Origin of the sequence: Ralstonia flatus (assembly GCF_958439105.1) — a bacterium.
Classification (GTDB): Bacteria; Pseudomonadota; Gammaproteobacteria; order Burkholderiales; family Burkholderiaceae; genus Ralstonia; species Ralstonia flatus.
Genome location: NZ_CAUDLI010000006.1, coordinates 109121 through 131001, shown reverse-complemented (window position 1 = coordinate 131001; position 21881 = coordinate 109121). Strand labels below are relative to the sequence as shown.

Annotated in this window: 27 protein-coding genes; 5 read left to right on the top strand and 22 right to left on the bottom strand. The window is 63.6% G+C overall.

Features of this window, described 5'->3' with window-relative positions; translation table 11 throughout:
- Positions 1-11: 11 nt before the first annotated feature.
- The 6 genes from kdpB to R2676_RS15290 all read right to left on the bottom strand — a co-directional run bounded on the left by kdpB (position 12) and on the right by R2676_RS15290 (position 6089).
- Positions 12-2237, bottom strand: coding sequence for a potassium-transporting ATPase subunit KdpB (gene kdpB, locus R2676_RS15315; protein WP_206273409.1), 2226 nt, complete (start codon positions 2235-2237; stop codon positions 12-14).
- A gap of 158 nt (positions 2238-2395) precedes the next feature.
- Entirely contained in the window at positions 2396-4168 is a 1773-nt protein-coding gene (gene kdpA, locus R2676_RS15310) for a potassium-transporting ATPase subunit KdpA (RefSeq protein WP_206273408.1), read from the bottom strand.
- Between the two features lie 19 nt (positions 4169-4187).
- Positions 4188-4277 carry a K(+)-transporting ATPase subunit F gene (kdpF, locus tag R2676_RS15305; RefSeq protein WP_004628487.1) on the bottom strand — a complete coding sequence of 30 codons (90 nt, stop codon included), beginning with the start codon at positions 4275-4277 and terminating at the stop codon, positions 4188-4190.
- Positions 4274-4399: a hypothetical protein gene (locus R2676_RS15300; RefSeq protein WP_004628489.1), complete on the bottom strand. Its 126-nt coding sequence runs from the start codon at positions 4397-4399 to the stop codon at positions 4274-4276. Before R2676_RS15300 ends, kdpF begins: the two co-directional genes overlap by 4 nt.
- Positions 4400-4430: 31 nt before the next feature.
- A complete protein-coding gene (locus R2676_RS15295) occupies positions 4431-5228 on the bottom strand; it encodes a TorF family putative porin (protein ID WP_027678778.1) in 798 nt (265 codons plus the stop codon).
- A gap of 435 nt (positions 5229-5663) precedes the next feature.
- On the bottom strand, positions 5664-6089 hold the full coding sequence (locus R2676_RS15290; RefSeq protein WP_009239489.1) for a universal stress protein: 426 nt from the start codon (positions 6087-6089) through the stop codon (positions 5664-5666).
- Between the two features lie 738 nt (positions 6090-6827).
- On the opposite strand from R2676_RS15290, the gene R2676_RS15285 reads away from it, so the two are divergent.
- Positions 6828-8801, top strand: a complete 1974-nt coding sequence (locus R2676_RS15285; RefSeq protein ID WP_206273407.1) for an APC family permease — start codon at positions 6828-6830, stop codon at positions 8799-8801.
- Between the two features lie 87 nt (positions 8802-8888).
- On the opposite strand, the gene R2676_RS15280 is transcribed toward R2676_RS15285, so the two are convergent.
- Both R2676_RS15280 and R2676_RS15275 read right to left on the bottom strand, forming a co-directional pair.
- Positions 8889-9344 carry a DUF3828 domain-containing protein gene (locus tag R2676_RS15280; RefSeq protein ID WP_206273406.1) on the bottom strand — a complete coding sequence of 152 codons (456 nt, stop codon included), beginning with the start codon at positions 9342-9344 and terminating at the stop codon, positions 8889-8891.
- A gap of 9 nt (positions 9345-9353) precedes the next feature.
- Positions 9354-9713: a CHAP domain-containing protein gene (locus tag R2676_RS15275; RefSeq protein WP_206273405.1), complete on the bottom strand. Its 360-nt coding sequence runs from the start codon at positions 9711-9713 to the stop codon at positions 9354-9356.
- A 209-nt stretch (positions 9714-9922) separates the two neighbouring features.
- Between R2676_RS15275 and R2676_RS15270 the strand changes: the two genes are divergently transcribed.
- The gene (locus R2676_RS15270) at positions 9923-10453 is read left to right on the top strand and encodes a hypothetical protein (RefSeq protein ID WP_206273404.1); all 531 of its coding nucleotides are present in this window, start codon (positions 9923-9925) and stop codon (positions 10451-10453) included.
- 84 nt (positions 10454-10537) lie between these two features.
- Here the strand turns inward: R2676_RS15270 and R2676_RS15265 are convergent, their stop codons facing one another.
- The gene (locus R2676_RS15265) at positions 10538-11011 is read right to left on the bottom strand and encodes a hypothetical protein (RefSeq protein ID WP_206273403.1); all 474 of its coding nucleotides are present in this window, start codon (positions 11009-11011) and stop codon (positions 10538-10540) included.
- 683 nt (positions 11012-11694) lie between these two features.
- Here R2676_RS15265 and R2676_RS15260 point away from each other — a divergent pair.
- Positions 11695-12057, top strand: coding sequence for a hypothetical protein (locus tag R2676_RS15260; protein ID WP_316857315.1), 363 nt, complete (start codon positions 11695-11697; stop codon positions 12055-12057).
- A gap of 64 nt (positions 12058-12121) precedes the next feature.
- On the opposite strand, the gene R2676_RS15255 is transcribed toward R2676_RS15260, so the two are convergent.
- The 11 genes from R2676_RS15255 to R2676_RS15205 form a co-directional block, all read right to left on the bottom strand.
- Positions 12122-12541, bottom strand: coding sequence for a hypothetical protein (locus tag R2676_RS15255; RefSeq protein WP_206273400.1), 420 nt, complete (start codon positions 12539-12541; stop codon positions 12122-12124).
- Positions 12542-12585: 44 nt separating this feature from the next.
- A complete protein-coding gene (locus R2676_RS15250) occupies positions 12586-12900 on the bottom strand; it encodes a hypothetical protein (RefSeq protein WP_206273399.1) in 315 nt (104 codons plus the stop codon).
- A gap of 47 nt (positions 12901-12947) precedes the next feature.
- The gene (locus R2676_RS15245; RefSeq protein WP_206273398.1) at positions 12948-13532 is read right to left on the bottom strand and encodes a hypothetical protein; all 585 of its coding nucleotides are present in this window, start codon (positions 13530-13532) and stop codon (positions 12948-12950) included.
- A 39-nt stretch (positions 13533-13571) separates the two neighbouring features.
- Positions 13572-13901: a hypothetical protein gene (locus tag R2676_RS15240; protein ID WP_206273397.1), complete on the bottom strand. Its 330-nt coding sequence runs from the start codon at positions 13899-13901 to the stop codon at positions 13572-13574.
- Between the two features lie 48 nt (positions 13902-13949).
- On the bottom strand, positions 13950-14255 hold the full coding sequence (locus tag R2676_RS15235) for a DUF6966 domain-containing protein (protein ID WP_206273396.1): 306 nt from the start codon (positions 14253-14255) through the stop codon (positions 13950-13952).
- A complete protein-coding gene (locus R2676_RS15230) occupies positions 14256-14492 on the bottom strand; it encodes a hypothetical protein (protein ID WP_206273395.1) in 237 nt (78 codons plus the stop codon).
- A 135-nt stretch (positions 14493-14627) separates the two neighbouring features.
- Positions 14628-15536 (bottom strand): alpha/beta fold hydrolase, encoded by a 909-nt coding sequence (locus R2676_RS15225; RefSeq protein ID WP_206273394.1) that lies wholly within the window; start codon positions 15534-15536, stop codon positions 14628-14630.
- A 173-nt stretch (positions 15537-15709) separates the two neighbouring features.
- Positions 15710-16417, bottom strand: a complete 708-nt coding sequence (locus R2676_RS15220; protein ID WP_206273484.1) for an aquaporin — start codon at positions 16415-16417, stop codon at positions 15710-15712.
- Between the two features lie 5 nt (positions 16418-16422).
- Complete coding sequence (locus R2676_RS15215; RefSeq protein WP_206273393.1) at positions 16423-16941, bottom strand: arsenate reductase ArsC; 519 nt, start codon at positions 16939-16941, stop codon at positions 16423-16425.
- Positions 16935-17255: an ArsR/SmtB family transcription factor gene (locus R2676_RS15210; RefSeq protein WP_206273392.1), complete on the bottom strand. Its 321-nt coding sequence runs from the start codon at positions 17253-17255 to the stop codon at positions 16935-16937. The genes R2676_RS15215 and R2676_RS15210 overlap by 7 nt, the downstream gene beginning before the upstream one ends.
- Before the next feature lie 399 nt (positions 17256-17654).
- Positions 17655-18116, bottom strand: coding sequence for a lysozyme inhibitor LprI family protein (locus R2676_RS15205; RefSeq protein ID WP_206273391.1), 462 nt, complete (start codon positions 18114-18116; stop codon positions 17655-17657).
- Positions 18117-18277: 161 nt separating this feature from the next.
- Here R2676_RS15205 and R2676_RS15200 point away from each other — a divergent pair, with 161 nt between their 5' ends.
- Both R2676_RS15200 and R2676_RS15195 read left to right on the top strand, forming a co-directional pair.
- Complete coding sequence (locus R2676_RS15200) at positions 18278-19099, top strand: PA3715 family protein (protein ID WP_206273390.1); 822 nt, start codon at positions 18278-18280, stop codon at positions 19097-19099.
- A gap of 193 nt (positions 19100-19292) precedes the next feature.
- Positions 19293-19598, top strand: a complete 306-nt coding sequence (locus tag R2676_RS15195) for a panthothenate synthetase (RefSeq protein ID WP_206273389.1) — start codon at positions 19293-19295, stop codon at positions 19596-19598.
- A 22-nt stretch (positions 19599-19620) separates the two neighbouring features.
- On the opposite strand, the gene R2676_RS15190 is transcribed toward R2676_RS15195, so the two are convergent.
- Together R2676_RS15190 and R2676_RS15185 are read right to left on the bottom strand one after the other, a co-directional pair.
- Complete coding sequence (locus R2676_RS15190) at positions 19621-20793, bottom strand: chromate transporter (RefSeq protein WP_206273388.1); 1173 nt, start codon at positions 20791-20793, stop codon at positions 19621-19623.
- Positions 20794-20832: 39 nt separating this feature from the next.
- A complete protein-coding gene (locus tag R2676_RS15185; protein ID WP_206273483.1) occupies positions 20833-21795 on the bottom strand; it encodes a chromate resistance protein ChrB domain-containing protein in 963 nt (320 codons plus the stop codon).
- Positions 21796-21881 lie beyond the last annotated feature (86 nt).

The following is a 21881-nucleotide window of genomic DNA, read 5'->3' as shown; positions in this document are numbered from 1 at the left end:
GCACTCCTTCCTTAAACCCAGCCCATCGCGGCCAGGAACATGTCGATGATCTTGATGCCCGGGAAGGGCAGCAGCAGGCCGCCCAGGCCGTAGATCAAGAGATTGCGGCGCAGCAGCGTGGCGGCGCCCAGCGCGCGGTACTTCACGCCCTTGAGCGCCAGCGGGATCAGGAACACGATGATCAGCGCGTTGAAGATCACGGCGCTCATCACTGCTGATGCCGGCGTTGCCAGGTGCATCACGTTCAGCGCGGCGAGCTGCGGATACGTCGTCGCAAATGCGGCCGGGATGATGGCGAAGTACTTCGCCACATCGTTGGCGATGGAGAACGTGGTGAGCGAGCCGCGCGTCATCAGCATCTGCTTGCCGATCTCGACAATCTGGATCAGCTTGGTCGGGCTGGAATCCAGGTCGACCATGTTGCCGGCCTCCTTGGCGGCCTGCGTGCCGCTGTTCATGGCGACGGCCACGTCGGCCTGTGCCAGTGCGGGCGCATCGTTGGTGCCGTCACCGGTCATGGCAACGAGGCGGCCCTGCGCCTGCTGTTCGCGGATCAGCGCCAGCTTGGTCTCGGGCGTGGCTTCGGCAATGAAGTCGTCGACGCCGGCTTCAGCGGCGATGGACGCGGCGGTCAGGCGGTTGTCGCCGGTGATCATCACCGTCTTGATGCCCATCTGGCGCAGCTCGGCAAAGCGCTCGCGGATGCCGGCCTTCACGATGTCCTTCAGTTCCACCACGCCGAGCACGCGGTCGTTGTCGGACACCACCAGCGGCGTACCGCCCGCGCGTGCCACATCGTCCACGGCCGTCGACACGGCATCGGGAAACTTGCCGGCCAGCAGCGTGACATGCGTGCGAATCGCGTCGGCCGCGCCCTTGCGGATCTGGCGTGCCTCGCCGTTGTGCCCAACGTTGATGCCGCTCATGCGCGTTTGCGCAGAGAAGGCGACGTACACCGGCTGCGTCTTCGCCAGCGCGGCTTCATCGATGGACGCCTCGCCCAGGTTGCGCGCGAGCGTGACGATGCTGCGGCCTTCCGGCGTTTCATCGGCCAGCGACGACAGCCATGCGGCCTCGGCCAACTGCTTGGCCGTCACGCCCGGCGCGGGGATGAAGCGCGACGCCTGGCGGTTGCCGTGCGTGATCGTGCCGGTCTTGTCGAGCAGCAGCACATCCACGTCACCAGCCGCTTCCACGGCGCGGCCCGAGGTGGCGATCACGTTGGCCTGCATCATGCGGCTCATACCCGCCACGCCAATGGCGGAGAGCAGCCCGCCGATGGTGGTCGGGATCAGACACACCAGCAGCGCGACGAGCACGGTAATCGTGATCGGCGAACCGGCCTTCATCGCTTCCACCGAGAAGATCGAGTACGGCAGCAACGTGACGGTCGCCAGCATCAGGATGATGGTCAGGCTCACCAGCAGGATCGTCAGCGCCAGCTCGTTGGGCGTCTTCTGGCGCTTGGCGCCTTCCACCATCGAGATCATCCGATCGAGGAAGCTCTCGCCGGGGTTGGCGGTGATGCGCACGATGATCCAGTCCGACAGCACGCGCGTGCCGCCCGTCACGGACGAGAAATCCCCGCCCGATTCGCGGATGACCGGTGCCGATTCGCCGGTGATGGCGCTTTCGTCCACCGAGGCCACGCCTTCGATGACCTCGCCGTCGCCGGGCACCATGTCGCCGGCTTCGATGAGCACGATGTCGCCACGGCGCAGCGCGGTGGCGGCGCGTGCTTCCACGCGGTCACGGCGGTGCGCGTCTGCCAGCACCTTGGCCTGCACCGTGGTCTTGATGCCGCGCAGCGATGCGGCCTGCTGCTTGCTGCGGCCCTCGGCCAGCGCCTCGGCAAAGTTGGCGAACAACACCGTGAACCACAGCCACACCGACACGGCGAGGATGAAGCCCGCCGGCGCTTCGGCCTGGCCGCGCAGCGCCATCACCCACAGGATCGTGGTGAGGATGCTGCCGACGTAGACGACAAACATCACCGGGTTCTTGGCCTGCGCGCGCGGCGACAGCTTGCGGAAGCTGTCGACAATGGCGGGCTTGACCAGCGCCGACGAGAACATCGACAGCTTGCGCACATCCTTGGCGGACAGCGTGGTGTGCGTCGTATGCGTGCTGCGTGCCTGCGGCTCGGCCGCTGCAGCAGTACCAGTACCGGCGCTCGGCTCAAGCTTGTGCTTGACCGTACGCACAGCCGGTTCGGATTCGGGATAACGGATAGCCATAAGGCACCTGTTGATATTGAGTGGACTACGCGCCGTGGAACCTGCTCATGGTCCGTAGCGAGCGGCCCGAGGTTGGCGCGAGAAGCGCAGCCGTACAGGTGTACGGCGAGCATCGCAGGGCCAAGATCGGGACGCGCAGTAGGAACATGGGCAGGTTCTTAGCGGGCGAGGTGTTCTGCAATCGGGCCCAGTGCGAGCGCCGGGATGTACGTGAGCGCGCCCACCAGCAGCACCGAGCCGATCAGCAGCACCACAAACAGCGGGCCGTGCGTGGGCAGCGTGCCGGCCGTCACGGGCAGGCGCTTCTTGGCGGCAAACGTGCCTGCCATCGCCAGCACCGGCACGATGATCCAGAAGCGGCCCAGCCACATCGCAATGCCCAGCGCGATGTTGTAGAACGGCGTGTTGGCAGACAGGCCCGCAAACGCGCTGCCGTTGTTGTTGGCCGCCGATGAGAAGGCGTACAGCACTTCAGAGAAGCCGTGCGTGCCCGGGTTGAAGATGCCGGCCTTGCCCTGCGTGACCACCACGGCGATGGCCGTGCCCACCAGGACCAGCAGCGGCGTGACGAGGATGGCGATCGACGTCATCTTCATCTCGAACACCTCGATCTTCTTGCCGAGGTATTCCGGCGTGCGGCCGATCATCAGGCCCGCGATGAACACGGCCAGGATGGCGTACACCAGCATGCCGTACAGGCCCGAGCCCACACCGCCAAACACCACTTCGCCCAGCTGCATCAGGAACATCGGCACGAAGCCGCCCAGCGCGGTCAGCGAGTCATGCATGGCATTCACCGCCCCGCACGACGCTGCCGTCGTGATGGTGGCAAACAGCGACGAGGCCACGATGCCGAAGCGCGTTTCCTTGCCTTCCATGTTGCCCATGGCCTGGTCGATGCCGAGGTTCGCAAGCATCGGGTTGGCATGCAGTTCAGCCCATCCCAGGAAGACGGCGAGCACGGCAAACAGCACCGTCATCGCCGCAAGCACCGCCCAGCCTTGCCGGCCATCGCCCACCATGCCGCCAAACGTAAAGCACAGCGCCGCCGGGATGATGAAGATCGCCAGCATCTGCACGAAGTTGGTCAGCGCGTTGGGGTTCTCGTACGGGTGGGCGGAGTTGGCGTTGAAGAAGCCGCCACCGTTCGTGCCGAGCATCTTGATCGCCTCTTGCGACGCGACCGGGCCCATCGGCAGGGTCTGCGTTTGCGTGGTGGCTTTCTCGGTGACGGGGTTGCCTTGTGCGTCCTTGAGCGGCTGGCCGCTGGCGTCCATCTTCGGGTTGTCGTACGTGGTGGCGGTGACGGTGGTCACTTCCTTGTAGCCATCGAAGTTCTGGATCACACCCTGGCTCACGAAGAACACCGACACCAGAATCGACAGCGGCAGCAGCACGTAGACCGTGGCGCGCGTGAAGTCGACCCAGAAGTTGCCGATGGTGTTGGCCGAGTGGCGCGCAAAGCCGCGAATGAGCGCAATCACCACCGCAATGCCGGTCGCCGCAGACAGGAAGTTCTGCACCGCCAGGCCGAGCATCTGCGTGAGATAGCTCATCGTGCTTTCGCCCGAGTAGCCTTGCCAGTTGGTGTTGCTCACAAAGCTGATGGCCGTGTTGAAGGACGAATCCGGCGTGATGGCGCCAAAGCCCTGTGGGTTGAGCGGCAGCCACTGCTGCACGCGCTGCAGCGCATACACCGCCAGCGCGCCCAGCACGTTGACGACGATGACGGCCAGCGCGTAGTGCTTCCAGCCCATCTCGGCCTGCGGGTTGACGCCGGCCACGCGATAGAACAGCCGCTCGACGGGGCCAAGCCAATGGGTGCGCGAAGGCTTGTCGCCAAACACGCCGGTCATATACGCGCCCAGCGGTTTGGCCAGAACCAGCAGCACGACCAGGTAGATCGCCAGCTGGAGGAGGAACGCATTCATGGTGTGCCTCGCAGTGTTGTTAGAAGCGTTCGGGCCACAAGAGGGCGACGAACAAGTAGACGAGCAGGACCACCGTGATGGCCCCGGACAGCACATAGAGCCAGGTCATTGCTGTTTCTCCATCGCGTGCGTGGTGGGTTGGTCTTTGGTGGCAAGCCGGCCGGAGAGGGCGAGCAAGCCGCCCACTGCCAGGGCCAGCACCGCAAGGCCGGCGAGATAAACGAGGTCCATATGCGCTCCCCTTTCCTTCAGGTCGTGTTGGTCAGAACGTCTTGGTCACCGCCAGCAGCGCGGTGGCCTTGCCCATGTAGTTGCCGCGCGTGTTGGTGTACGCGGCGCGCGCGGCGTTGGTGTCGATGTACGCAAGCGATGCCGTCCAACCGCTGCCGAAGTCTTTCGTCACGCCCACCTTCCAGTCGGCATACGACGTGCGCACCACCTGGTGCGGCACCTGCTGATAGCCCACGTGCAGGTTCAGCGTGAGGCCCCAGAAACCGGTGTCGAAGTTGCCCGACAGATCGAAGTACTGGCTGTGGTGGCTATCCGCAAAACCGAACAGGTTGGAGAACGCATGCGAGTACTTGAACGAGACCGGCCCGTAGCCGATCTGTGCATAACCTTCGGTGGTGTGCGGGCGGGTGTAGCCGTCGGGGTAGCTGCCAGGGTAGTAGTACTGCAGCACGCCCACATCAATGGGCACGTCCTTCATTAGCTCGGTCTTGTAGCCGCCGTAGAAATCCATCTCGATGGGGGCGGAGACGTTGGGGTTGGAATCCCCCAGCCAGCTGATCGACGAGTTCCAGTTGCCCACGTAGAAGCCGTTGGGCAGCGCGTAATCCACACCGCCCTGAATGGCCGGCTTGTTGTTGGTCTGCATGAGACCGCGATAGCGGTATTGGCTGGCCAGCGTGACGTTGGCCGTCAACGGGCTGGCGGGTGCTGCGGCCGGGGCCGGCGCAGCGTCAGTGGACTGCGCAAAAGCGGCCGCGCTCGACAGTGCTGCGGCACAGAAGACAACGCCACCCATGACGGTGGCGTGCAAAGAAACCTTGGCTTGCATGGACCTTTCCCTTGTTGTTGTAGGTGCCGCCCGGCCCGGCGCAGGTGCGCGTCAACTGGGGCCGGATGCGGCGTGCAGGCAGGCTCCCGTCACAGGGCCTGCGTGCAGTGCAACATTAGGGAAGCGCGGATAAAAACGGGATAAAGCTTCGGGGGAGGGGTGTAAACGCCGTGTAAAAACGGTCGATTGCCTAGGCGACGGCCGCCCCGGTTACAGCAGCAGCGCGCGCAAGCGCGGCGCAGGCGCACCATGCCGTAGCGGATAGCGCCGGTCTTGGTTGTCGGATTCCGGGGATACGGTCGCCTGCGGCGCGGCGCGGCGCGGCGGAGCGGGCTGAGGCGCGCTTGACGTCGATGGCGAGACAAGTGGGGTGGCGCTCGGCGCAGAAGGCAGCGACGCTACGTCGTGGCCGCAAGCGCCTGACGGGCGCGCGGGTTAGCGGACGAGCGTGACCGGAATGCGCGACAGGCGCATCAACCGGTTGGAAAGCCGCGCGGCCATGAGCGAGCCGAGCGGCGAGCGGGCAGCCGAGCCCATCACGATCATGTCGCATTGGTTGGCCGCAGCGGTTTGCGCGATGGTTTCGGCCACGCGACCGATCCGCACCTGGGCAACGTAGTGCGCGCCGGCGTCGTCCAGGATGGCGCGCGCGCGCCGCAAGGCCTCTTCACCGCTTTGTTCCTCAATCTCGCGCAAGGCCTGGAGCGAGTGGTAGGCGCTGGCGCGTCCCCCTTCAATCGGTGTCTGTACGTTGAGCAGCACGATGTCCGACGCGCAACGGTCCTGGCAGAGAAAGGCTGCATGGCGAACCGCGTCGAGCGCGTGGCGAGAACCGTTGACGGGGACGAGAAGCTTGAGCATTGCGTAACCCTGATCACGTTGATCGACCGGCGGCAGGGTAAGTCGGGTCGTTGCCTGCACAGTGCCGGGGCATGGCCGTTTGAACAGCGTGACGGCCTGTCAGTGTTATACGAACGCCGCCGCAAAGACGGTGTAAAGACTGCGGCCCGTGCCCATAAAAAAGATGTAAAGGGACGTGCGTAGCGCGTGCGCCGTGGGCGCGGCGTCGGCTGAAACCGGCCCAGCACGATCCGCCGCAGCGCGAGCGGAAGTCTTCACGAGGGATCCCCGGGGTTCGAGAGCCCTTTTTCATGGTGGTCGATTGCGCGCCCATAGCGTCGGGACGCGCTTCGCTCATCCAGGTAAAGCACCACGAACAACATCACGAGGGCGAGCACGGCACCGGCGCCGAGTAGCCATCTGGCGGCCAAAGTCATGATGAATGAGCGCACTGCGCCCCCATAGTCCAGTCCATGCAAGGGTAGTCAGGCGGCCATTAAAAACGTGTAGAGACTTGGCGCGACCGTAGAAAAATCCTGTAAACGCCCTGCCTGCGGGTTCGCGCTGTTGCAGGTCCGGACAGCGTTTGCGGGTGGGCAGCGCGGCAAGCCAGCCCAGGCATGCATCTGTAGCGTTGCGCAGAGCGTTGTTTTAGATTGCCGAATAGAACGCGATCCAACTCGGCGCGCACGGGTAAGAAAGCCCGCCTCCCGCGACGACGCCGCCCGCATCGAAATCGTCTGCAGCAGGGGAGACACCATGGCCCGCTTCGCCAAGATGTGGCAGTTGCTGTTCGGCAAGCCACTGGACCCGCTGGACCCGCGCACGCGACACGCCATTGCCGTGACGCCACTGCTGGCGTGGGTCGGCCTGGGCGCGGATGGTCTCTCATCCTCCTGCTACGGCCCGGAAGAAGCCTTCCTTGCACTGGGCCAGCACACACCGCTTGCCTTGTTCCTTGCGCTGGCCACCGCTGCCACGGTGTTCATCATCGCGCTGGGCTACAACCAGGTCATCGAGCTGTTTCCCACTGGCGGAGGCGGCTACCGCGTCGCCACGGCACTGCTCGGGCCACGGCCGGGTCTCGTGTCGGGCGCCGCTCTCCTCGTCGATTACGTGCTGACCGTTGCGACCTCGCTCGCCAGCGGCGTCGACGCTTTCTTCAGCCTGCTGCCTGTGAGCGCGCAGGCTTTCAAGCTCGGCACCGAGATTGTCCTGGTCGTGCTGATGACGGGGCTCAACTTTCGGGGCATGCGCGAATCCATCCTCGTGCTGCTGCCCATCTTCATCGGCTTCGTGGTGCTGCACCTCGGCTTGATCGTCTACGGCGTTGCGGTGCATGGGCAGCATCTTGCGGCCGTGGTGCCCGAAGCCGTCGGCGAGGCGCATGGCATGTCGCAGGCCTTCGGGCCGCTGGTCATGATCGGGCTGCTGATGCGCGCGTTCTCGATGGGCGGCGGGACCTATACCGGGCTGGAGGCCGTCTCCAACAACGTCAACATGCTGGCCGAACCGCGTGTTCCGGCCGGCAAGCGCACCATGGTGTACATGGCAACGTCGCTGGCCTTTACGGCGGGCGGCATCATCCTGCTCTACATGCTGTGGCAGGCCAAACCTGTGGAAGGGCAAACGCTCAACGCCGTGGTGTTCGGCAGAGTGATCGAGCACATGGGCCTGGGCTCCGACTTTGCACGCAATGCGCTGCTGGCCGCCGTGCTTGCGTTCGAGGCCGGCCTGCTGCTGGTAGGCGCGCAAACCGGTTTCCTGGATGGCCCCGCGGTGCTGTCGAACATGGCGCAGGACTCGTGGGTGCCACGTCATTTCCGTGACCTGTCGACGCGACTGGTGCGGCAGAACGGCATCATCGTGATGGGCGTGGCCAGCGTGATCATCCTGCTTTGGACACATGGGCAGGTCGCGGTGCTGGTGGTGCTCTACAGCATCAACGTGTTCCTGACCTTCAGCCTGTCATTGCTGGGCCTGTGCACCTATTGGTGGCGCCGCCGCCGCGATGGCGGCAACTGGTACACGCACTTCGGTCTGTCCGCGCTTGGGCTTTCGGTCACCAGCACGGTGCTCGTCATCACGTTGGTCGAGAAGTTCATGGCCGGCGGCTGGTTGACCGTGCTTGTCACCAGTGCAGTGGTCGCGCTGTGCTTCCTGATCCGGCGGCATTACGACGAAACGCGCGCACTGATCGCCAAGGAAGACGCCTTGTTTGCCGGCCAGCCGCCTGAAGTGGACCCGACCACCGCCCCGGCAACGCCCGACCCGTCGCAGCCGACTGCCATCCTGCTGGTGGGCAAGCACCGCGGCGCCAGCATGCACGCGCTGCTGTGGGTCAACCGGTTGTTTCCGGGCCACTTCAAGAACGTCATCTTCCTGGCCGTGGGCGAAGTGGATGCACAGAGCTACGAGGGCGCGGAGCATCTGGACCACCTGCGCCAGACCATTGGCACATCGCTGCAGTACTACGTTGCGCATTGCCGGCGTCACGGCATGGCCGCCGACTACCGCATCGCCTTCGGCACGCACCCGATTGCCGAATTCACCCGGCTGGCGGAAACCACGATGGACGCCTTTCCGAACAGCGTGTGCTTTGCCAGCAAGCTGATCTTCAAACAGGTCAACTTCCTGACCGCATGGCTGCATAACCAGACGCCGCTCGAGATCCAGACGCGCCTGCATGTGCAGGGCAAGCAGATGGTGCTGCTGCCGATGAATGTGGGGTAGGGGGAGCTGATGTGCGGGGGAGTGTAAAGACGCTGCAGAAAGCCCGGCGCCCCTTGCTGCGACGCCCGGGTTTCTCTGCTGGACTGTTTACCTGTACTCCCAGGTGTCGTCGATCTTGATGATCTTCCAGGCCGCATCCACTCGCTTCATGAACAGCAGCACATGCACCGGGTCTTGCGAGCCAAAAGAGACCGGCACAACTGCAACATCGCCCAGCATCAGCGCGCGTTGCACTTGCATATGGGCGAGCCAGTCGCGGCTATCGTAGTCCTGCACCTTCAGGAAATAGTCCACGCCATTTGGCGCGCCGGCTTGCGCGTAGTCGTTGCGCAACCGGGCAACGGTCTCTTTGGCGACATAGCGCTCAATGTCCGGCTCGCGCAGCGGATATGTGTGATCCGAATCGTGCTGAATGAACCAGGTGTAGAACGAGATGGCTGCGGCCTCCGGCGTGTTTTGCGAGACGGCGGCCTGTGCAGCGGATGCCGACCAAACCGCGACGGCGCATACCACCGCAACGAGCAGGGAAAGGACGCGGGTCATGAGCTTGCCTCAGTGATAACGGTAGATCTTGTAGGCCGGTTGGGCGCTTCGGTACGCCGGGCCAGGATAGAAACCGTGCAACTGCTTGAAGTCCGATATCCAGTGGGAGCCATCGTAGATCGCCATGTGCCCGTGAGGGTGCCCGGGGGCGGGTTGAATCACGATCGCGTCTCCCTTCATCGGCGAGCCTGTCACCTCGTGAAACCCGGCTGCCCGCAGTGAGGGGCCGTAGTCCTTTGCCGAGCGGGTGCGCTGCAAAGAAATGCCGCCCCATTCAATCGCCTTGCGCACGTATTCTGCGCAGCGGCCCACACTATTCGGCTCGATATTGCTTGCTGCATAGTTTGCAGCCAAGATGCCGTCATACATTGCGTGCTCCTGAGAAAGTTGGTTGAGGGCTTTCTCTTTTACGGGGTGCACATCGGCAAATGCATGAGCCGTTTCTGAAAATTCAACCGGGTTCGAAGGCCTCTTTGTGGCTGGGATTGGTCGTGACTATTTCAGCTTGCCGAGAACGGCGATGTGAAGGCGGTGCACAACAAGCTTGGAGATGCGCGCATGGAACCTAAGGAGCATTTGTGAAGCGATTGGTAGCGCTGTTCTGCGGCTTGTTTTCACTCAATGCGCTCGCTCAGATTCCAGAATCCGTCGTGAGAAGCTGCATGCTTCTGGAAAGTAGCGGCCCGGACGTCGAGTACAGCGGGCTTGAAAGCACCGGAACCATCAGCGACGACGAAATTCCTGGCTACTCGCTTTTTTCCTATGCTCGGCATGACATCATTTTCGGCTATGCGACGGCAAACAAAGGATCGCGTGACCTGATCGTTGTTGGAGCGATGCGGGTTCCGATTTCCCGAGCAACCAGGCTAGGAAGGGATCATCCACAGCGTATTGACTCTTCTAAAGCGGTTTACTCGATCCTCACCAAGGCGCATAAAAACTATTTCTGCATTGCATCAAATTTCGGCGGACTGGGTCGGAGCGGGTCATTCCAGAATATTCGGCAAGCCTACATAGCACCGTTGAAAGTCGCTCCTAGCGGTAGCAGCATGGAAGCGGTCTATTACGGGGTGCGGGATATTCGGAATTTCGCAAACAAGGCGAAATAGAGAAACGGGCGATGCCCTAGGAGGATTCACTGCATGGAAGCCGCGCGAGGCGGCTTCCGTCACGTGCAGCAACTACGCCTGGTGTCACCCGACGGCAGTCTCGCCCTCCTTCCTCCGCGGCGACTTAGCAAACCGCACCGACAACGCCTTACGCGCCGCATCCAGCCCTTCACCCTTGCCGGCCACCTTGAGGAAGGCATACCCCTCCAGCACGGCGTTCATGACATCGCTGCCGAGCGCAAGCTGCGAGTCGGCCATCCGTTCCTGGATGCGATTCACGCGCACCAGGCGGCTGCGGAGTTGGTCGAACGCCGCCAGGTCGCGGCGGACTTCCGCAAGATTGAAGTTGGCAGGCAGCACGTTGGGGTTGTTACCCAGCACCTCTACCGCCGTGCGGGCGAACGCTTCGGACTTGTCGCCCATCTTGTTCAGAAACCGGCGCTGCTCGATCGATAGGCCGATCAAGCCGGTGAGCTTGTCTTCGATGGTCTTGAGGGCGCTATCCAAGGCGGCCAAATCTGTTGTGCTGAGTTGAAGCGAAATCAGGTTCTGCGACATTGCATTCCTTTTTTAGGGGTTGGCAACGTCATGCCGGGGGGCATGACCGCCGCAGATTGGACGCTGCTTGACGCAACAGCAATGGTCCGCCACTCCATTTCACAAATTGCCTGCGTCGATGGGGTTCTGAACTCCATCGATGCGGTTTGGAACGCCATGCCCCCGGGTTCGGAACGCCAAGTGTGAGGTTCTGAACCTCATCGTTGGGGTTCAGAACGCCATGCGTGAGGTGCCGAACCTCAACCGAGAGGTTCAGAACTTCATAGGGTCGCGTTCTGAACTCCACCTTCCGAGTTCAGAACGCCATGCATGAGGTTCGGAACGTCACGATTGCGGTTCCGAACCTGAAGGTTGCAGTTGTGAACCCCACCGTTGCGGTTGGGGACTCCATTGGCTGCAAATCAGACGCTGGAGGCAACCCCCATCGCTATAATTCCCCCGCTGCCGCACCAACGGCAGCCGGGTGTAGCAGCCCGTCTCTTTCTCACAGGCCGGATAGCCGCTGCCACGCGGCTTTTTTCATCCGGAGCTTGTGCACGCCTATTGTTTTTACGGCGGGCCGGGCAGGGAGACCTTCGGGTCTGCCGGTTTCCTGTGAGGCCGGTCTGCTACCCCTGTCGTCGGGCCCGCCACCCTCGTGTAGCAGCGAATGGCTGGGCCTCTCTTGTCTCACAGGAGGTTCCATGACCGGAGTCGCAAGCGGGCACCGCCCCGCGTCTTACCCATCTCCACCACCCACCGACGCGCCCACGTCGTCCAACGCAGGCGGACTCACCAAAAACCGCGTCTACCTGAACGGCGCACTCGAGGCGCGGGCGTACCTCAAGCGCATCCGCACTGCCATGTGCACCCACGGCCAATGCCGGCCGGGCATGCTGCTCGAACAGCTGCAACTGTTCTCCGCGCAGTCGTTCCCGCCGCCATTCGTGAAGGGCTTTGTGGATGCAATTGATGGGTACGTATCGATGTCGCTCGGGGGCCGCGATGTCGATCCGCAGACGTGGGATGTGTTAGCCGCCATAGAGCGGCGTGGCTACAGCCAATAACAACAGATTGACGCATTCCCGTGACGGGCGGGAATGCCAGAACGGCACGAATCGGGGTCCCGGGTCACCGCGCCAAAATGAAGGCCCGCGCGAGTACACCCAAGACGACTGCAATCACTGCCCAAAACAGCCATGTCGGAATAGGCACGGGATTCTTCTCCCGGATCGGGGTGTTCAGATAGGTAAGCGCCTGGGCCTTACCGGCGATATCCCGTGACAAGAACGCTCGCCAGGTGAGTACGAGAGCGGCAAGCAGAGATGCCACACCACCCGTGAGTGCCACGAGCACGTAGAAGTAGAAGGAGCCGGTGTTGGCTCCGGCGCGCGTTGCGATGAATACCTCACCGAGCCGTCCTTTCAGTCGGACAGTTCCCTCGGTCCAACCCTCCAACCCATGAAGCAGCAATGCAGCTGCAAGCAGATAAAGGCACACCACCATCGCGTATGCGCGGAAGGTGCGTTTTGCTGAGGTATCGGTCTGCATGATGTTTGGGTGTTGATCGGCAGTAGGGCTCCCGCCGCGCGCTATCACTCAACCCGCTCCTCAAACTCGCTGAGCCGCCTCATGACAGCGGGATTGTCTTTGTACCGCCGCTTCAATGCGGCAAGACGCTTGTCAGTGCCAGCGCAGTAGATGTCGAAGCTGTCGAGCAGCCTTTCTCGACGCGCAACTTGCTCCGGACTGTCTTCCTCAATCACTTGCCGACGGATGTAGTCGCAGGTCTTCCGTTCCTCAATGAACGTTGTCACTTCCGATGGCGGGCGCGGCGGCGTAAGCGCGCTTGCGTGCAAACACGCGGTCAGGAGGACGAGGCAGCCAGCGAACTTCCATGTGATGTTCATGTGAGCACAGATGCGTTGAATAGGTCTTGTGACAAGGGCGCGCGGCTTCAATGCGCCATCCGCCGGAGCGCACTGAGCCCAACGATGGCGAACAGAAGCAGGAAGGCACCAAGAAACCCCGTCAGTAATCCACCAACCATCGCGCGATTGCGGAACCACGTCGGGCCGAATGATCGCGTCGACAAGTTGGCTTCGACCTGGCTGCGCCCTTGTGCGATATCGCCAAGGTGTCTGGCAACGGTTTCAAGGTTGGACAAGAAGCGCTCACCGCCTGTGGAGTCTCCGTCGATCGTCCCGGCCCAGGTGTTCACGCGGGCATGCAGGGACGCATCGCACCATTCGACGGCGCCCGCGTAGCGGGTCAAAAGGAGGTCCAGCGCAGCGCATAGGTCGCTGTCAGCGGCAACCGCCTGAGCAACGTTGGGCGCTTGTTTGCCATACGCAAAAAGGCCGGGGCGGATCTCAGCTTTCGGAAGCCATGCCAGCGGGTTCACGAAGCGCATCTTCTCCTTTGCATAGAACCCGACGTCGACGGGCTTGGCGCAATCGACAGCAATCGTCGCAACTTCAAGTGCTTGCAGGCGCGCAATCGAGACCTTGCGCTGCCGGGCCATTTCATCAACTGACTGCATGGTGTGCGGTGTCTGGAGTGGGCAATCTTTTTGCAAACGTCAAACCTTCCCCACCGGCTTCAACTCCCACATCGGCAGGTAATTCATGATCGGCCGTTCAAACGTGCCGCCCTTGTCGAGAAAGGGCTTGGCCGAATCCAGCATCGGCCGAAACGTATCCAGTTGCTTGGCCGCATCGAGATCAGTCCACAGGCTCACGTTCGACAGCGACGACGTCGACTCGTCCTCGCCCACATAAAACGCGACCAACCCACGCATGGCTTCGATACCCGGCCGGAGCACGGCTTCGAGGTCGTTCATCATCTGGCGCATCTCGGCGAACTTGTCTGGCGGACACCGAAGAATCGAGACTCGGACGACTGGTTGCATTGGAAACTCCTCGCATTGAGATGCGTTGAACAATTGACGTCTCTACTCTCAGCGATCCGTTGGTCTACATGTCATCGCCAATTCGTAGATTTCGCTTCGTAGCTTGCTAAAGCGTTCGTTGTCGTTGAAGTCCATCGTTACTTCAACACCGTTACTTCGCTGCAGAACCACATCGTTCAAGCTGCCCATGCCCCCATACGCCGAGAGCAGATGCTCGATACCGTAGCCATCACGGGAACGAATACGCATCGCGTCCTTGGCCAGCCACTCAGCCCACCCCGTCTGTTCGTAGGCGCGCAATAGCGCCGCCGCTTCATCGAGCAATTTGGTGAGCGTTACTACTCTCCAGGACATTCACAGATCCACTTCATGTTTGTTATGGGACGCCTTGCTCAGAAACCACCACATTGCCGGCGCCGCGATTGCGAATGTGCATGCTGCCGAAACGGCATTCCACCCGGGCGCCAGTGCAAACAGACCAGGCACCTCTTGCATTGAACCGCTGAGGAGAGAAATCGCCAGGACGATGCCGAACGGAACTGGAACAAGCATGATGGTTGCAGGGGCCAGGACGGGGGTGAAAGCCGTCATGAAAAGCGCTGTCCCTGCTAGTACCCGCACGCCGCGAGCAAACCGCGGTACGCATGTGACAGCCGTCGCGCCTACAGAGAGGGCGACGACCGAAACATCGAGAGCTAACTCAACGACGTCCATTTGCGCACACCGCTACTGCGCCAAAAACTGAACAACCGCACCCACCGTAGCCCGCGTCTGCTCCTCCATCAACCAATGCCCCGCATCGGGAATCACCAGTTCCTGCACGTTGGTAGCGGCGTTGCGCATGACGATGGCCTCGTTCTCGCCAAACGACTTGGCGCCCCCAATGGCGAGCACCGGCATGGGCAGCTTGGTGGCAATGGCTTTCTGGTTGTCCTCCGCGTCTTGCGGGATCGACAGGAACTGGGCAAACGCTGAATGCATGGCACCCGGCTTGGCGTAGAGGCGGGCGTAGTGGACGCGCGTGGCTTCGTCGATCTTGGAAGGGTCACCAGCAAACTCATTCCAGAAGCGGTCAAGGTAGATGCGCTCGCGGCCTTTGACGAGCCGCTCGGCATCGGGGCCGCCGAACGAGAAGTGCCAGAGCTTGGGCGATCGGACGATCTGCTCCCACGGCGGCACGCCCGGCACGGGGGCGTCCATCACGACCAGCCGCGTGGTCTTGTCCGGATAGCGCGCTGCATAGGCAAACGCCACCATGGTGCCGATGTCGTGGCCGACCACATCGGCCTGGTCGATGTTCAGCTTCGTCAGCACAGCGCGGATGTCACCGGCCTGCGTGCGCTTGTCGTAGCCGCCTTCGGGGTGCGACGACAAACCCATGCCGCGCAGATCCGGCACCACCACGGTATGCGTGCGCGCCAGCTCGGCGGCGAGCGGTGCCCACATGTCGCCCGTATCGCCAAAGCCGTGCAGCAACACCACCGCCGGGCCGCTGCCGCCCACGCGCACAAACAGCGTCGCGCCGTCGGTCTGGATGTTCTGGTGCCGAAAGCCCGGCGGATACGGTTTCACCTGCGCTTGCACAAGGGGCGTCATGGCGAGCATGAACACGACGGCTGCAAACAGTTTTCGCATGGCTGTTCTCTTTGGGGGAGCGGGTGGCTGGCCGGGCCTGGGCGGAAGCAGCCTGCAGATCGGGCCGTACACCGTCGGAAACGCACGACGCAAGGCCTCGTCAAGAGTAATACGCGCCAAGCGGTGTGCAAGCGGGAAGGAGAGGGTGGAGGCGCGCGCCGGCGCCTTGGGGGTTACGCCTGCGGCGGGTGCTCGCCCGACGATTCGATGACGTTGGGATGGCCGCTCGCAGCAAAGCGCGGTTCAAGCAGGTTGTGCAGCAGCACGCCCAGCACGGCGCCTGCGCATTCGGCCAGCACAAACCCCGGCACGCTGCCGGGCGCGATGCCGGCAAAGCTGTTGCTGAACATGCGTCCGAATGCGGCCGCCGGGTTGGCGAACGACGTAGACGCCGTGAACCAGTACGCCGCGCCGATGTACGTCGCCACCATCGACGCAGCCCGCCCGTGGGGCGCCCGCAGGATGACGAGCAGCAGGCCGGCGGTGGCCACCGCTTCGGCAATCCACTGGCCCGTGCCGCTGCGCACCCTGGTGGAAAACTGCAGCAGGGTCATGTCGAACATGGCGTGCGCCAGCCATGCGCCCAGCACCGCGCCCAGCATTTGCGCAACGATGTACGGCAGCAGGGCGGCGCCGGGCAGCTCGCCACGGGCCGCCATCACTGCGCTCACCACCGGATTGATGTGGGCGCCGCTGATGGGCCCCAAGGCTTCGATCAGCACGTAGAGCCCGCCCACCGTGGCGGCGGTGTTGGCGAGCAACGCGATCGCGGCGTTTCCGCCCGCCAAGCGCTCGGCCATGATCCCGGAGCCGATCACGATGGCCAGCAGTAGCGCCGTACCCAGTGCTTCGGCGGTAAGCCGGCTGCGCAGTTCGACCATGGTGTTCAAGCCTGCGCAATGCGTTCCAGCGCGGCCTGCAGCTCCGCGTTGCTGAGGGTGTCGAGCGGCAGGGCCAGCAATTGCAGCATGCGGTAGCCGATGGCCTGGCGTGTCAGTTCAAAGGCTTGCCGCTTGCCCTCGTCGCCGCCTGGCGCGTTGGAGGGGTCGGCGTAGCCCCAATGCACTTTGACCGGACTGCCGGGCCAGTAGGGGCAGGTTTCCGCTGCGGCGCTGTCGCATACGGTGATGACGATGCGCATCTGCGGGGCGCCGTCGCCCACGAACTCGTCCCAGCTCTTGCTGCGGTAGCCGATGGTATCGATGCCTGCGTTGGTGAGGGCTTCCAATGCGAACGGGTTGAGGCGGCCACTGGGCGCGCTCCCGGCGCTGTAGGTGCGCACGTCTTTGCCGAGTTGTTTGGCCCAATGGTTGAGCATCCCTTCGCTCAGCACGCTGCGTGCGGAGTTGTGGGTGCAGAGGATCAGGACGTTGGTGGGGCGGGTGGGGGCCGGGGTGGTCAGCATTGGCAGTCGGCGCGGGCGCTCAGGCAGGCGTTGCCCTGGCAGCAGTTGTCGGTCAGGAAGCCCAGCAGGGCATTCATGTGGTCATACGCCGCGCGGTAGATCAGGTTGCGGCCGTCGCGCTCTTGCGTGATCAGCCGCGCTGTCGTCAGTTCCTTGAGGTGGAACGACAACGTCGCGCCCGGCACTTCAAGCTGTTCGGCAATCGCACCCGGCGTGAGGCCGGTTGGGCCGGCCACGACCAGCATGCGAAACACCTGCAGGCGAATGCCGTGAGCCAGCGCGGCGAGGGATCGGATGGCGTCAGTCTCTTCCATAGTTCCAACATATTGAAACTATTGGATGACAGCCGCGTGTCAATCCGCAGGCTGTGTTGCCGCTTTGCCCACAACCCCGCCACGGCCTCGATGCCCCACAGAGGGTTTATAGGTTTACTTCTTTATGTATACAGATAGTAGTAGTAGATAACGGTGGATAAGTCCTGTGGATAAGCAACAAAACCGCTTTGACATCAAGCACTTGCAGAACGGACAACCCATCGGACAGGGTGTGCCGTTGGGTGGATGACTGCGGGGGATCGCATCTGGCCCGCTCGCCCCGCCGGGAAGTTATTCCCGTGCTGTCTGCACGCTGACCCCGGAGAACCAACACGCTTGTCCCTGGAGTTATTCACAAGGGGATGGGGAGTTATCCACAGTGGCGTCTCTCCCACCCGCCTAGTGCGGGTAGTACTCCAGCTCTGCAATGCGCGCCCGGATTGCCTCCACGTTCAGCCCTTCGATATCGGCGCTCGCCACCGAGCCGGCGTCCGCCCGCCACGGCGCGTTGTCGGCCGCCTTCTGGGCATTCCGGTAGGCCAGCCACGCACGTTGCGCGTTGCGGATGGCCTCGCGCGATACGGGGTCGGTTTTGCTCATCACGGCCTGGTACAGCGCGTTCATCTGCCGGTCGTAGGCCTGATACGCGGTGTGCGTGCATTCGGTCATGCCGGCCGTGGTCTCGCCGCGCGGGGTTTTCAGGCATTGCTCCAGCGCGTCGTCGATGGGGTCGGCGGCCCATGCGGCCAGCGGCAACAGCAGCGCGGCCGCGACGGATAGCGTACGGACGACGCCGCGCATACGCCGGGTGGCGAGATCGGATGCTTGGTGGGTCGGGGCGTTGAGCGTAGGAAGGGCCATTGCGTACCTCATCGTTTTTACGGCGGGGGTGGTTGCCATGGTAGGAAAAGACTTCCCGTGCCGCATGGGGCGTGGATGCAACGCGGCCATGTGCGGATAAAGCTCACCACGCCGCGGCGTTCCCGAGCACAATTCCGCACACACTGATATCCGCCATCGACATGAAACACGCTCGCCTACCTCATCTGCTGTGCATTGCCGGCCTGCTGCTCGGCACGCAAACCGTCCACGCTGCTGAAGATGCCTGCGCCGCGCAGGTGGAAGGCGCAATCAAGCGGGCGTACCCCGCTGCGAAACGTTCGGGCAGCGGCTACAAGGTCGACGGCGCCCGCATCCAGTTGTCGGAGGCGTTCAACCCGCATGCGGTGGTGTGCCGTACGTGGCCCGCGCACCCGGAACTCACGCTCATGGCGGTGCCGCTGATGCAACAGGAGGATGCTGACGGAGGTAACGAAGGTGACCTTGAACTGTTCGTGCTCGACACGGCCAACGGCAGCATCCGGCAACGTCTGCGCCTGCCCGCGCGCATGTCGGACGATGCGGTGCGCATCCGGTCCGTCACGTTCGATACAGCGCGCTATGTGGTCGCGCCCGGGCAGACGGCGTTTGGCGTGCGCCTCGTCAAGGAGGGCAGCTCGCGGGCCAATCCGTTCAGCGAAACCGGTCTGTGGCTTTACACCCTCCAGGGCAGTCAATTGAAGCCGGTGTTGAACGGCGTCGTGGTGGAAACCGGCGGCGGCGAATGGGATACCAATTGCGCCGGCGCGTTCGAGCAAACCAAGCGCACGCTGACCATGACATCGGACACGCACAACGGGTACGCCGACATCGCGGTGTCGGAAACCAAGTCCGCATCCACCAACAGGGTCGACAACGCCGGTGAATGCCAAACGCGCGACGCCAAGCCGCAACGCACCACCTACCGCCTTGCCTACGACGGCAAGCAATACGTCGTGCCGAAGGCGCTGGCCCCGCTGGACTGAGCGGCAGGCGCGGCCGGGCGCGCGACGCCCTCATCCTCGCCTCTACGCCATCTCGCCTAACCGACGGCTGATAACGCAAACAGGGCGGCCGTCCTATACCTGTGGTGTTCGGCCATGCGTGGGCGTGGCGGCCGTGGTGGCCGTGGTGACCTTGTCGCGGCGCTTGCCCTGGCCATCATCCAGGAGGCAGATCATGCGCATGCTCGTCAACGTGCGGATTCCGCACGAACCCTTCAACACCTATGTGCGCGACGGCTCCATCGCCGAGCGGATTCCGCGCGTGCTGGCCGAAAGCAAGCCGGAGGCGGTCTACTTCACCGAGCAGAGCGGCCATCGCGGCGCGGTGCTCATCGTGAATGTGGAATCGGCCTCGCACATTCCCGCGTTGGCCGAGCCGTGGTTCCTGCAGTTCAACGCAGACTGCGAGTTCCGCATCGTGATGAGCTCGGAAGATTTGCAGAAGGCGGGGTTGGCGGAAATCGGCGCCCAGTGGAAGTGAAGTCGCCGCTGCTGCCGCGGTGTTACCGATGCAGCAACGGATACAGCGCCAGGCCAAGCAATGCGGCCCCCGCCACGATCACCGGTTCGGGCAGCTTCTTGAACTTCACGAGCAGCAGCACCGTCGCCACGGCCAGCAGCGCCGTCGGGACATCGACGATGGAGCGCTTGGCCAGCACGATCACCGCGCCGGTAATGGCGCCCACGGCGGCCGCCGTCACGCCATCCACAAACGCGAGGATGGAGGGCAGCTTGCCGTATTTCTTGAAGTACGGCGCCGGCAGGATGGTGAACAGGTAGCACGGCAGGAACGTGCCGAGCGCGGCCACGCACGCACCGGGCAGGCCAGCCACCAGGTAGCCGATAAAGCCGACGGTGATGACCACCGGGCCGGGCGTGATCATTGCCACGGCCACCGCGTCGACGAACTGTTTTTCATTGAGCCAGTGGTGCTCCGTGACCACGCCGCCGTAGAGAAACGGCACGATGGCCAGCCCCGAGCCGAAGACGAATGCGCCGGCCTTGGCGAAGAACGCGCCCAGCTGCGAGAGCAGCGGCCAGTCGAACGTGCCCAGCAGGCTGCTGGCCGCCGCGACCGGGGCAGCTGCGATGGCGTTCGTGCGGCCCTGGCGCAGCCACCGGGGCGGCGCGCGCCAGAACCACACCAGCACGCCCGCCGCCAGGAACAGCCACGCGACCTCCGATTCGGTGATGACCGTCACGGCGGCCAGCAGCAGGTAGATGGCCCACAACAGCTTGTCTTTGCCGACGCTCTTGGTGGTGAGCTTGTGCGCACTGATGGCGATGATGCCGATCACCGCCGCGCCCACGCCGTAGAACACGGATTGCATCCACGTCAGGCCGCCAAAGCGCGTATAGGCCCACCCCAGCGCCACCACCATCAGGAACGACGGCAGCACGAATGCAATGCCGACCAGCGTGGCGCCGACGATGCGGTAGTGCACGTAGCCAAGGTAGATGGCCAGTTGCGCGGCCAGCGGCCCCGGTGCGAGCTGGGCCAGCGCGAGGCCTTCCTTGTAGTCGGCTTCGGTAATCCACTGGCGGGCATCGACCAGATCGCGGCGCATGTAGCCGGCCAGCGCTACGGGGCCGCCAAAGCCCAATGCGCCAAGCCGGAGGAAATACAGCAGCAGTTGCCGCAGCGTATAGGTGGGGCGTTCAAGCGCAATGTTCATGGGTGACCTACAAGGGGTCGCTGCAAGGGGTGACAGCCGTCACGGCTTGCGGCTGCCGGAAAAATGCACGTACAACGAATCGAGCACGGAGCCGATCTCTGCGAGGAGGGCATCGTCGTCCGCCACGCGCTTGCGGGCGCCTGCCAGGATGGCTTCGAACCCGCCGGCTTCCGGCGTGGCCGCGCCGCCCACATCGAGCGCATGCACCATGGCGCCCAGGCGCGCGAGGCCGGCATCGTCGTCGAGCCCAAAGCTGGCGACGAGCACCTCGAACGAAACGCGTTCGCCAACATGCGTGAAGGCGGCACCGTCAAAGTCGAAGCCAAGCGCATCGGCGGGGCAATCGGCCGGGCTGTCGAGCCACAGGAAGCGCGCGTGCGGATCGATGAAGCGGTGGATGAGCCAGGCGCTGGCAACACGGTCCACCCACAGGTGCCGGCGGGTGGCCCACAGGCGGCCCTGGTATTGGGTGCGGTCGCGGCGGGGGATGTTGCCCTCGGCGGCGCGCGGTTCGCCCGGCGAGTGTGTGGCTTCGACCGCCGCGGCAAAGTCGCGCCATTGCGCATCGGCACGCACGGTCGCTTCATTGGAGAAGAAGTCGATCTTGCGGACGGCCTCGTAGGCGCGGGCATGGCGGCGCAGCAGCCGGTTGCGCTCGGCGGCGGGCAGGTCGGGGAGCGTCTTGCGCGCTTCGGACAGCTCGGCCAGCCACTCGGCGTAGTCGGGTGACCGATCGAACAGGGCGCGGTAGGCCGCATCTTCCGCCGCGTCGCCGGGCTGCACGCGCAGCACCCAGGCCTGGCCGTCTTCCTGCAATGTCTCGTCTGCTAGGTCGTTGAGCTGGGCGGCATGCTCGGCGCGCGCAGGCAGCAGGTAGACGCCATCGCGCAGCGCCGCACAGCCGATCGCCTTGATGGCGCGCCAGATGCGCATGCGCGCGGTGGCGCGGGCGGTGGGCAGGCTGACGATCAGCAGCAGCCAGGAATCGGCGGAGGCGGTCATGACGGCAGCATAGGTGCACGTCATAACCGCTGCAATCTTGTAGAGGTTCCTACATCAGCGCTCGGGCCTCGGTACGCATCGGCGCG

Excerpts from the sequence above, each read along its gene's own strand:
- R2676_RS15265 (WP_206273403.1), bottom strand. The coding sequence starts at position 11,011 with ATGTCGCAGAACCTGATTTCGCTTCAACTCAGCACAACAGATTTGGCC.
- R2676_RS15245 (WP_206273398.1), bottom strand. The coding sequence starts at position 13,532 with ATGCAGTCAGTTGATGAAATGGCCCGGCAGCGCAAGGTCTCGATTGCG.
- R2676_RS15255 (WP_206273400.1), bottom strand. The coding sequence starts at position 12,541 with ATGCAGACCGATACCTCAGCAAAACGCACCTTCCGCGCATACGCGATG.
- R2676_RS15285 (WP_206273407.1), top strand. The coding sequence starts at position 6,828 with ATGGCCCGCTTCGCCAAGATGTGGCAGTTGCTGTTCGGCAAGCCACTG.
- R2676_RS15220 (WP_206273484.1), bottom strand. The coding sequence starts at position 16,417 with ATGGTCGAACTGCGCAGCCGGCTTACCGCCGAAGCACTGGGTACGGCG.
- R2676_RS15250 (WP_206273399.1), bottom strand. The coding sequence starts at position 12,900 with ATGAACATCACATGGAAGTTCGCTGGCTGCCTCGTCCTCCTGACCGCG.
- R2676_RS15215 (WP_206273393.1), bottom strand. The coding sequence starts at position 16,941 with ATGCTGACCACCCCGGCCCCCACCCGCCCCACCAACGTCCTGATCCTC.
- R2676_RS15260 (WP_316857315.1), top strand. The coding sequence starts at position 11,695 with ATGACCGGAGTCGCAAGCGGGCACCGCCCCGCGTCTTACCCATCTCCA.
- R2676_RS15280 (WP_206273406.1), bottom strand. The coding sequence starts at position 9,344 with ATGACCCGCGTCCTTTCCCTGCTCGTTGCGGTGGTATGCGCCGTCGCG.
- R2676_RS15225 (WP_206273394.1), bottom strand. The coding sequence starts at position 15,536 with ATGCGAAAACTGTTTGCAGCCGTCGTGTTCATGCTCGCCATGACGCCC.
- R2676_RS15195 (WP_206273389.1), top strand. The coding sequence starts at position 19,293 with ATGCGCATGCTCGTCAACGTGCGGATTCCGCACGAACCCTTCAACACC.
- R2676_RS15210 (WP_206273392.1), bottom strand. The coding sequence starts at position 17,255 with ATGGAAGAGACTGACGCCATCCGATCCCTCGCCGCGCTGGCTCACGGC.
- R2676_RS15205 (WP_206273391.1), bottom strand. The coding sequence starts at position 18,116 with ATGGCCCTTCCTACGCTCAACGCCCCGACCCACCAAGCATCCGATCTC.
- kdpB (WP_206273409.1), bottom strand. The coding sequence starts at position 2,237 with ATGGCTATCCGTTATCCCGAATCCGAACCGGCTGTGCGTACGGTCAAG.
- R2676_RS15230 (WP_206273395.1), bottom strand. The coding sequence starts at position 14,492 with ATGACGGCTTTCACCCCCGTCCTGGCCCCTGCAACCATCATGCTTGTT.
- R2676_RS15190 (WP_206273388.1), bottom strand. The coding sequence starts at position 20,793 with ATGAACATTGCGCTTGAACGCCCCACCTATACGCTGCGGCAACTGCTG.
- R2676_RS15290 (WP_009239489.1), bottom strand. The coding sequence starts at position 6,089 with ATGCTCAAGCTTCTCGTCCCCGTCAACGGTTCTCGCCACGCGCTCGAC.
- R2676_RS15300 (WP_004628489.1), bottom strand. The coding sequence starts at position 4,399 with ATGGACCTCGTTTATCTCGCCGGCCTTGCGGTGCTGGCCCTGGCAGTG.
- R2676_RS15200 (WP_206273390.1), top strand. The coding sequence starts at position 18,278 with ATGAAACACGCTCGCCTACCTCATCTGCTGTGCATTGCCGGCCTGCTG.
- kdpF (WP_004628487.1), bottom strand. The coding sequence starts at position 4,277 with ATGACCTGGCTCTATGTGCTGTCCGGGGCCATCACGGTGGTCCTGCTC.
- R2676_RS15235 (WP_206273396.1), bottom strand. The coding sequence starts at position 14,255 with ATGTCCTGGAGAGTAGTAACGCTCACCAAATTGCTCGATGAAGCGGCG.
- R2676_RS15275 (WP_206273405.1), bottom strand. The coding sequence starts at position 9,713 with ATGTATGACGGCATCTTGGCTGCAAACTATGCAGCAAGCAATATCGAG.
- kdpA (WP_206273408.1), bottom strand. The coding sequence starts at position 4,168 with ATGAATGCGTTCCTCCTCCAGCTGGCGATCTACCTGGTCGTGCTGCTG.
- R2676_RS15240 (WP_206273397.1), bottom strand. The coding sequence starts at position 13,901 with ATGCAACCAGTCGTCCGAGTCTCGATTCTTCGGTGTCCGCCAGACAAG.
- R2676_RS15295 (WP_027678778.1), bottom strand. The coding sequence starts at position 5,228 with ATGCAAGCCAAGGTTTCTTTGCACGCCACCGTCATGGGTGGCGTTGTC.
- R2676_RS15185 (WP_206273483.1), bottom strand. The coding sequence starts at position 21,795 with ATGACCGCCTCCGCCGATTCCTGGCTGCTGCTGATCGTCAGCCTGCCC.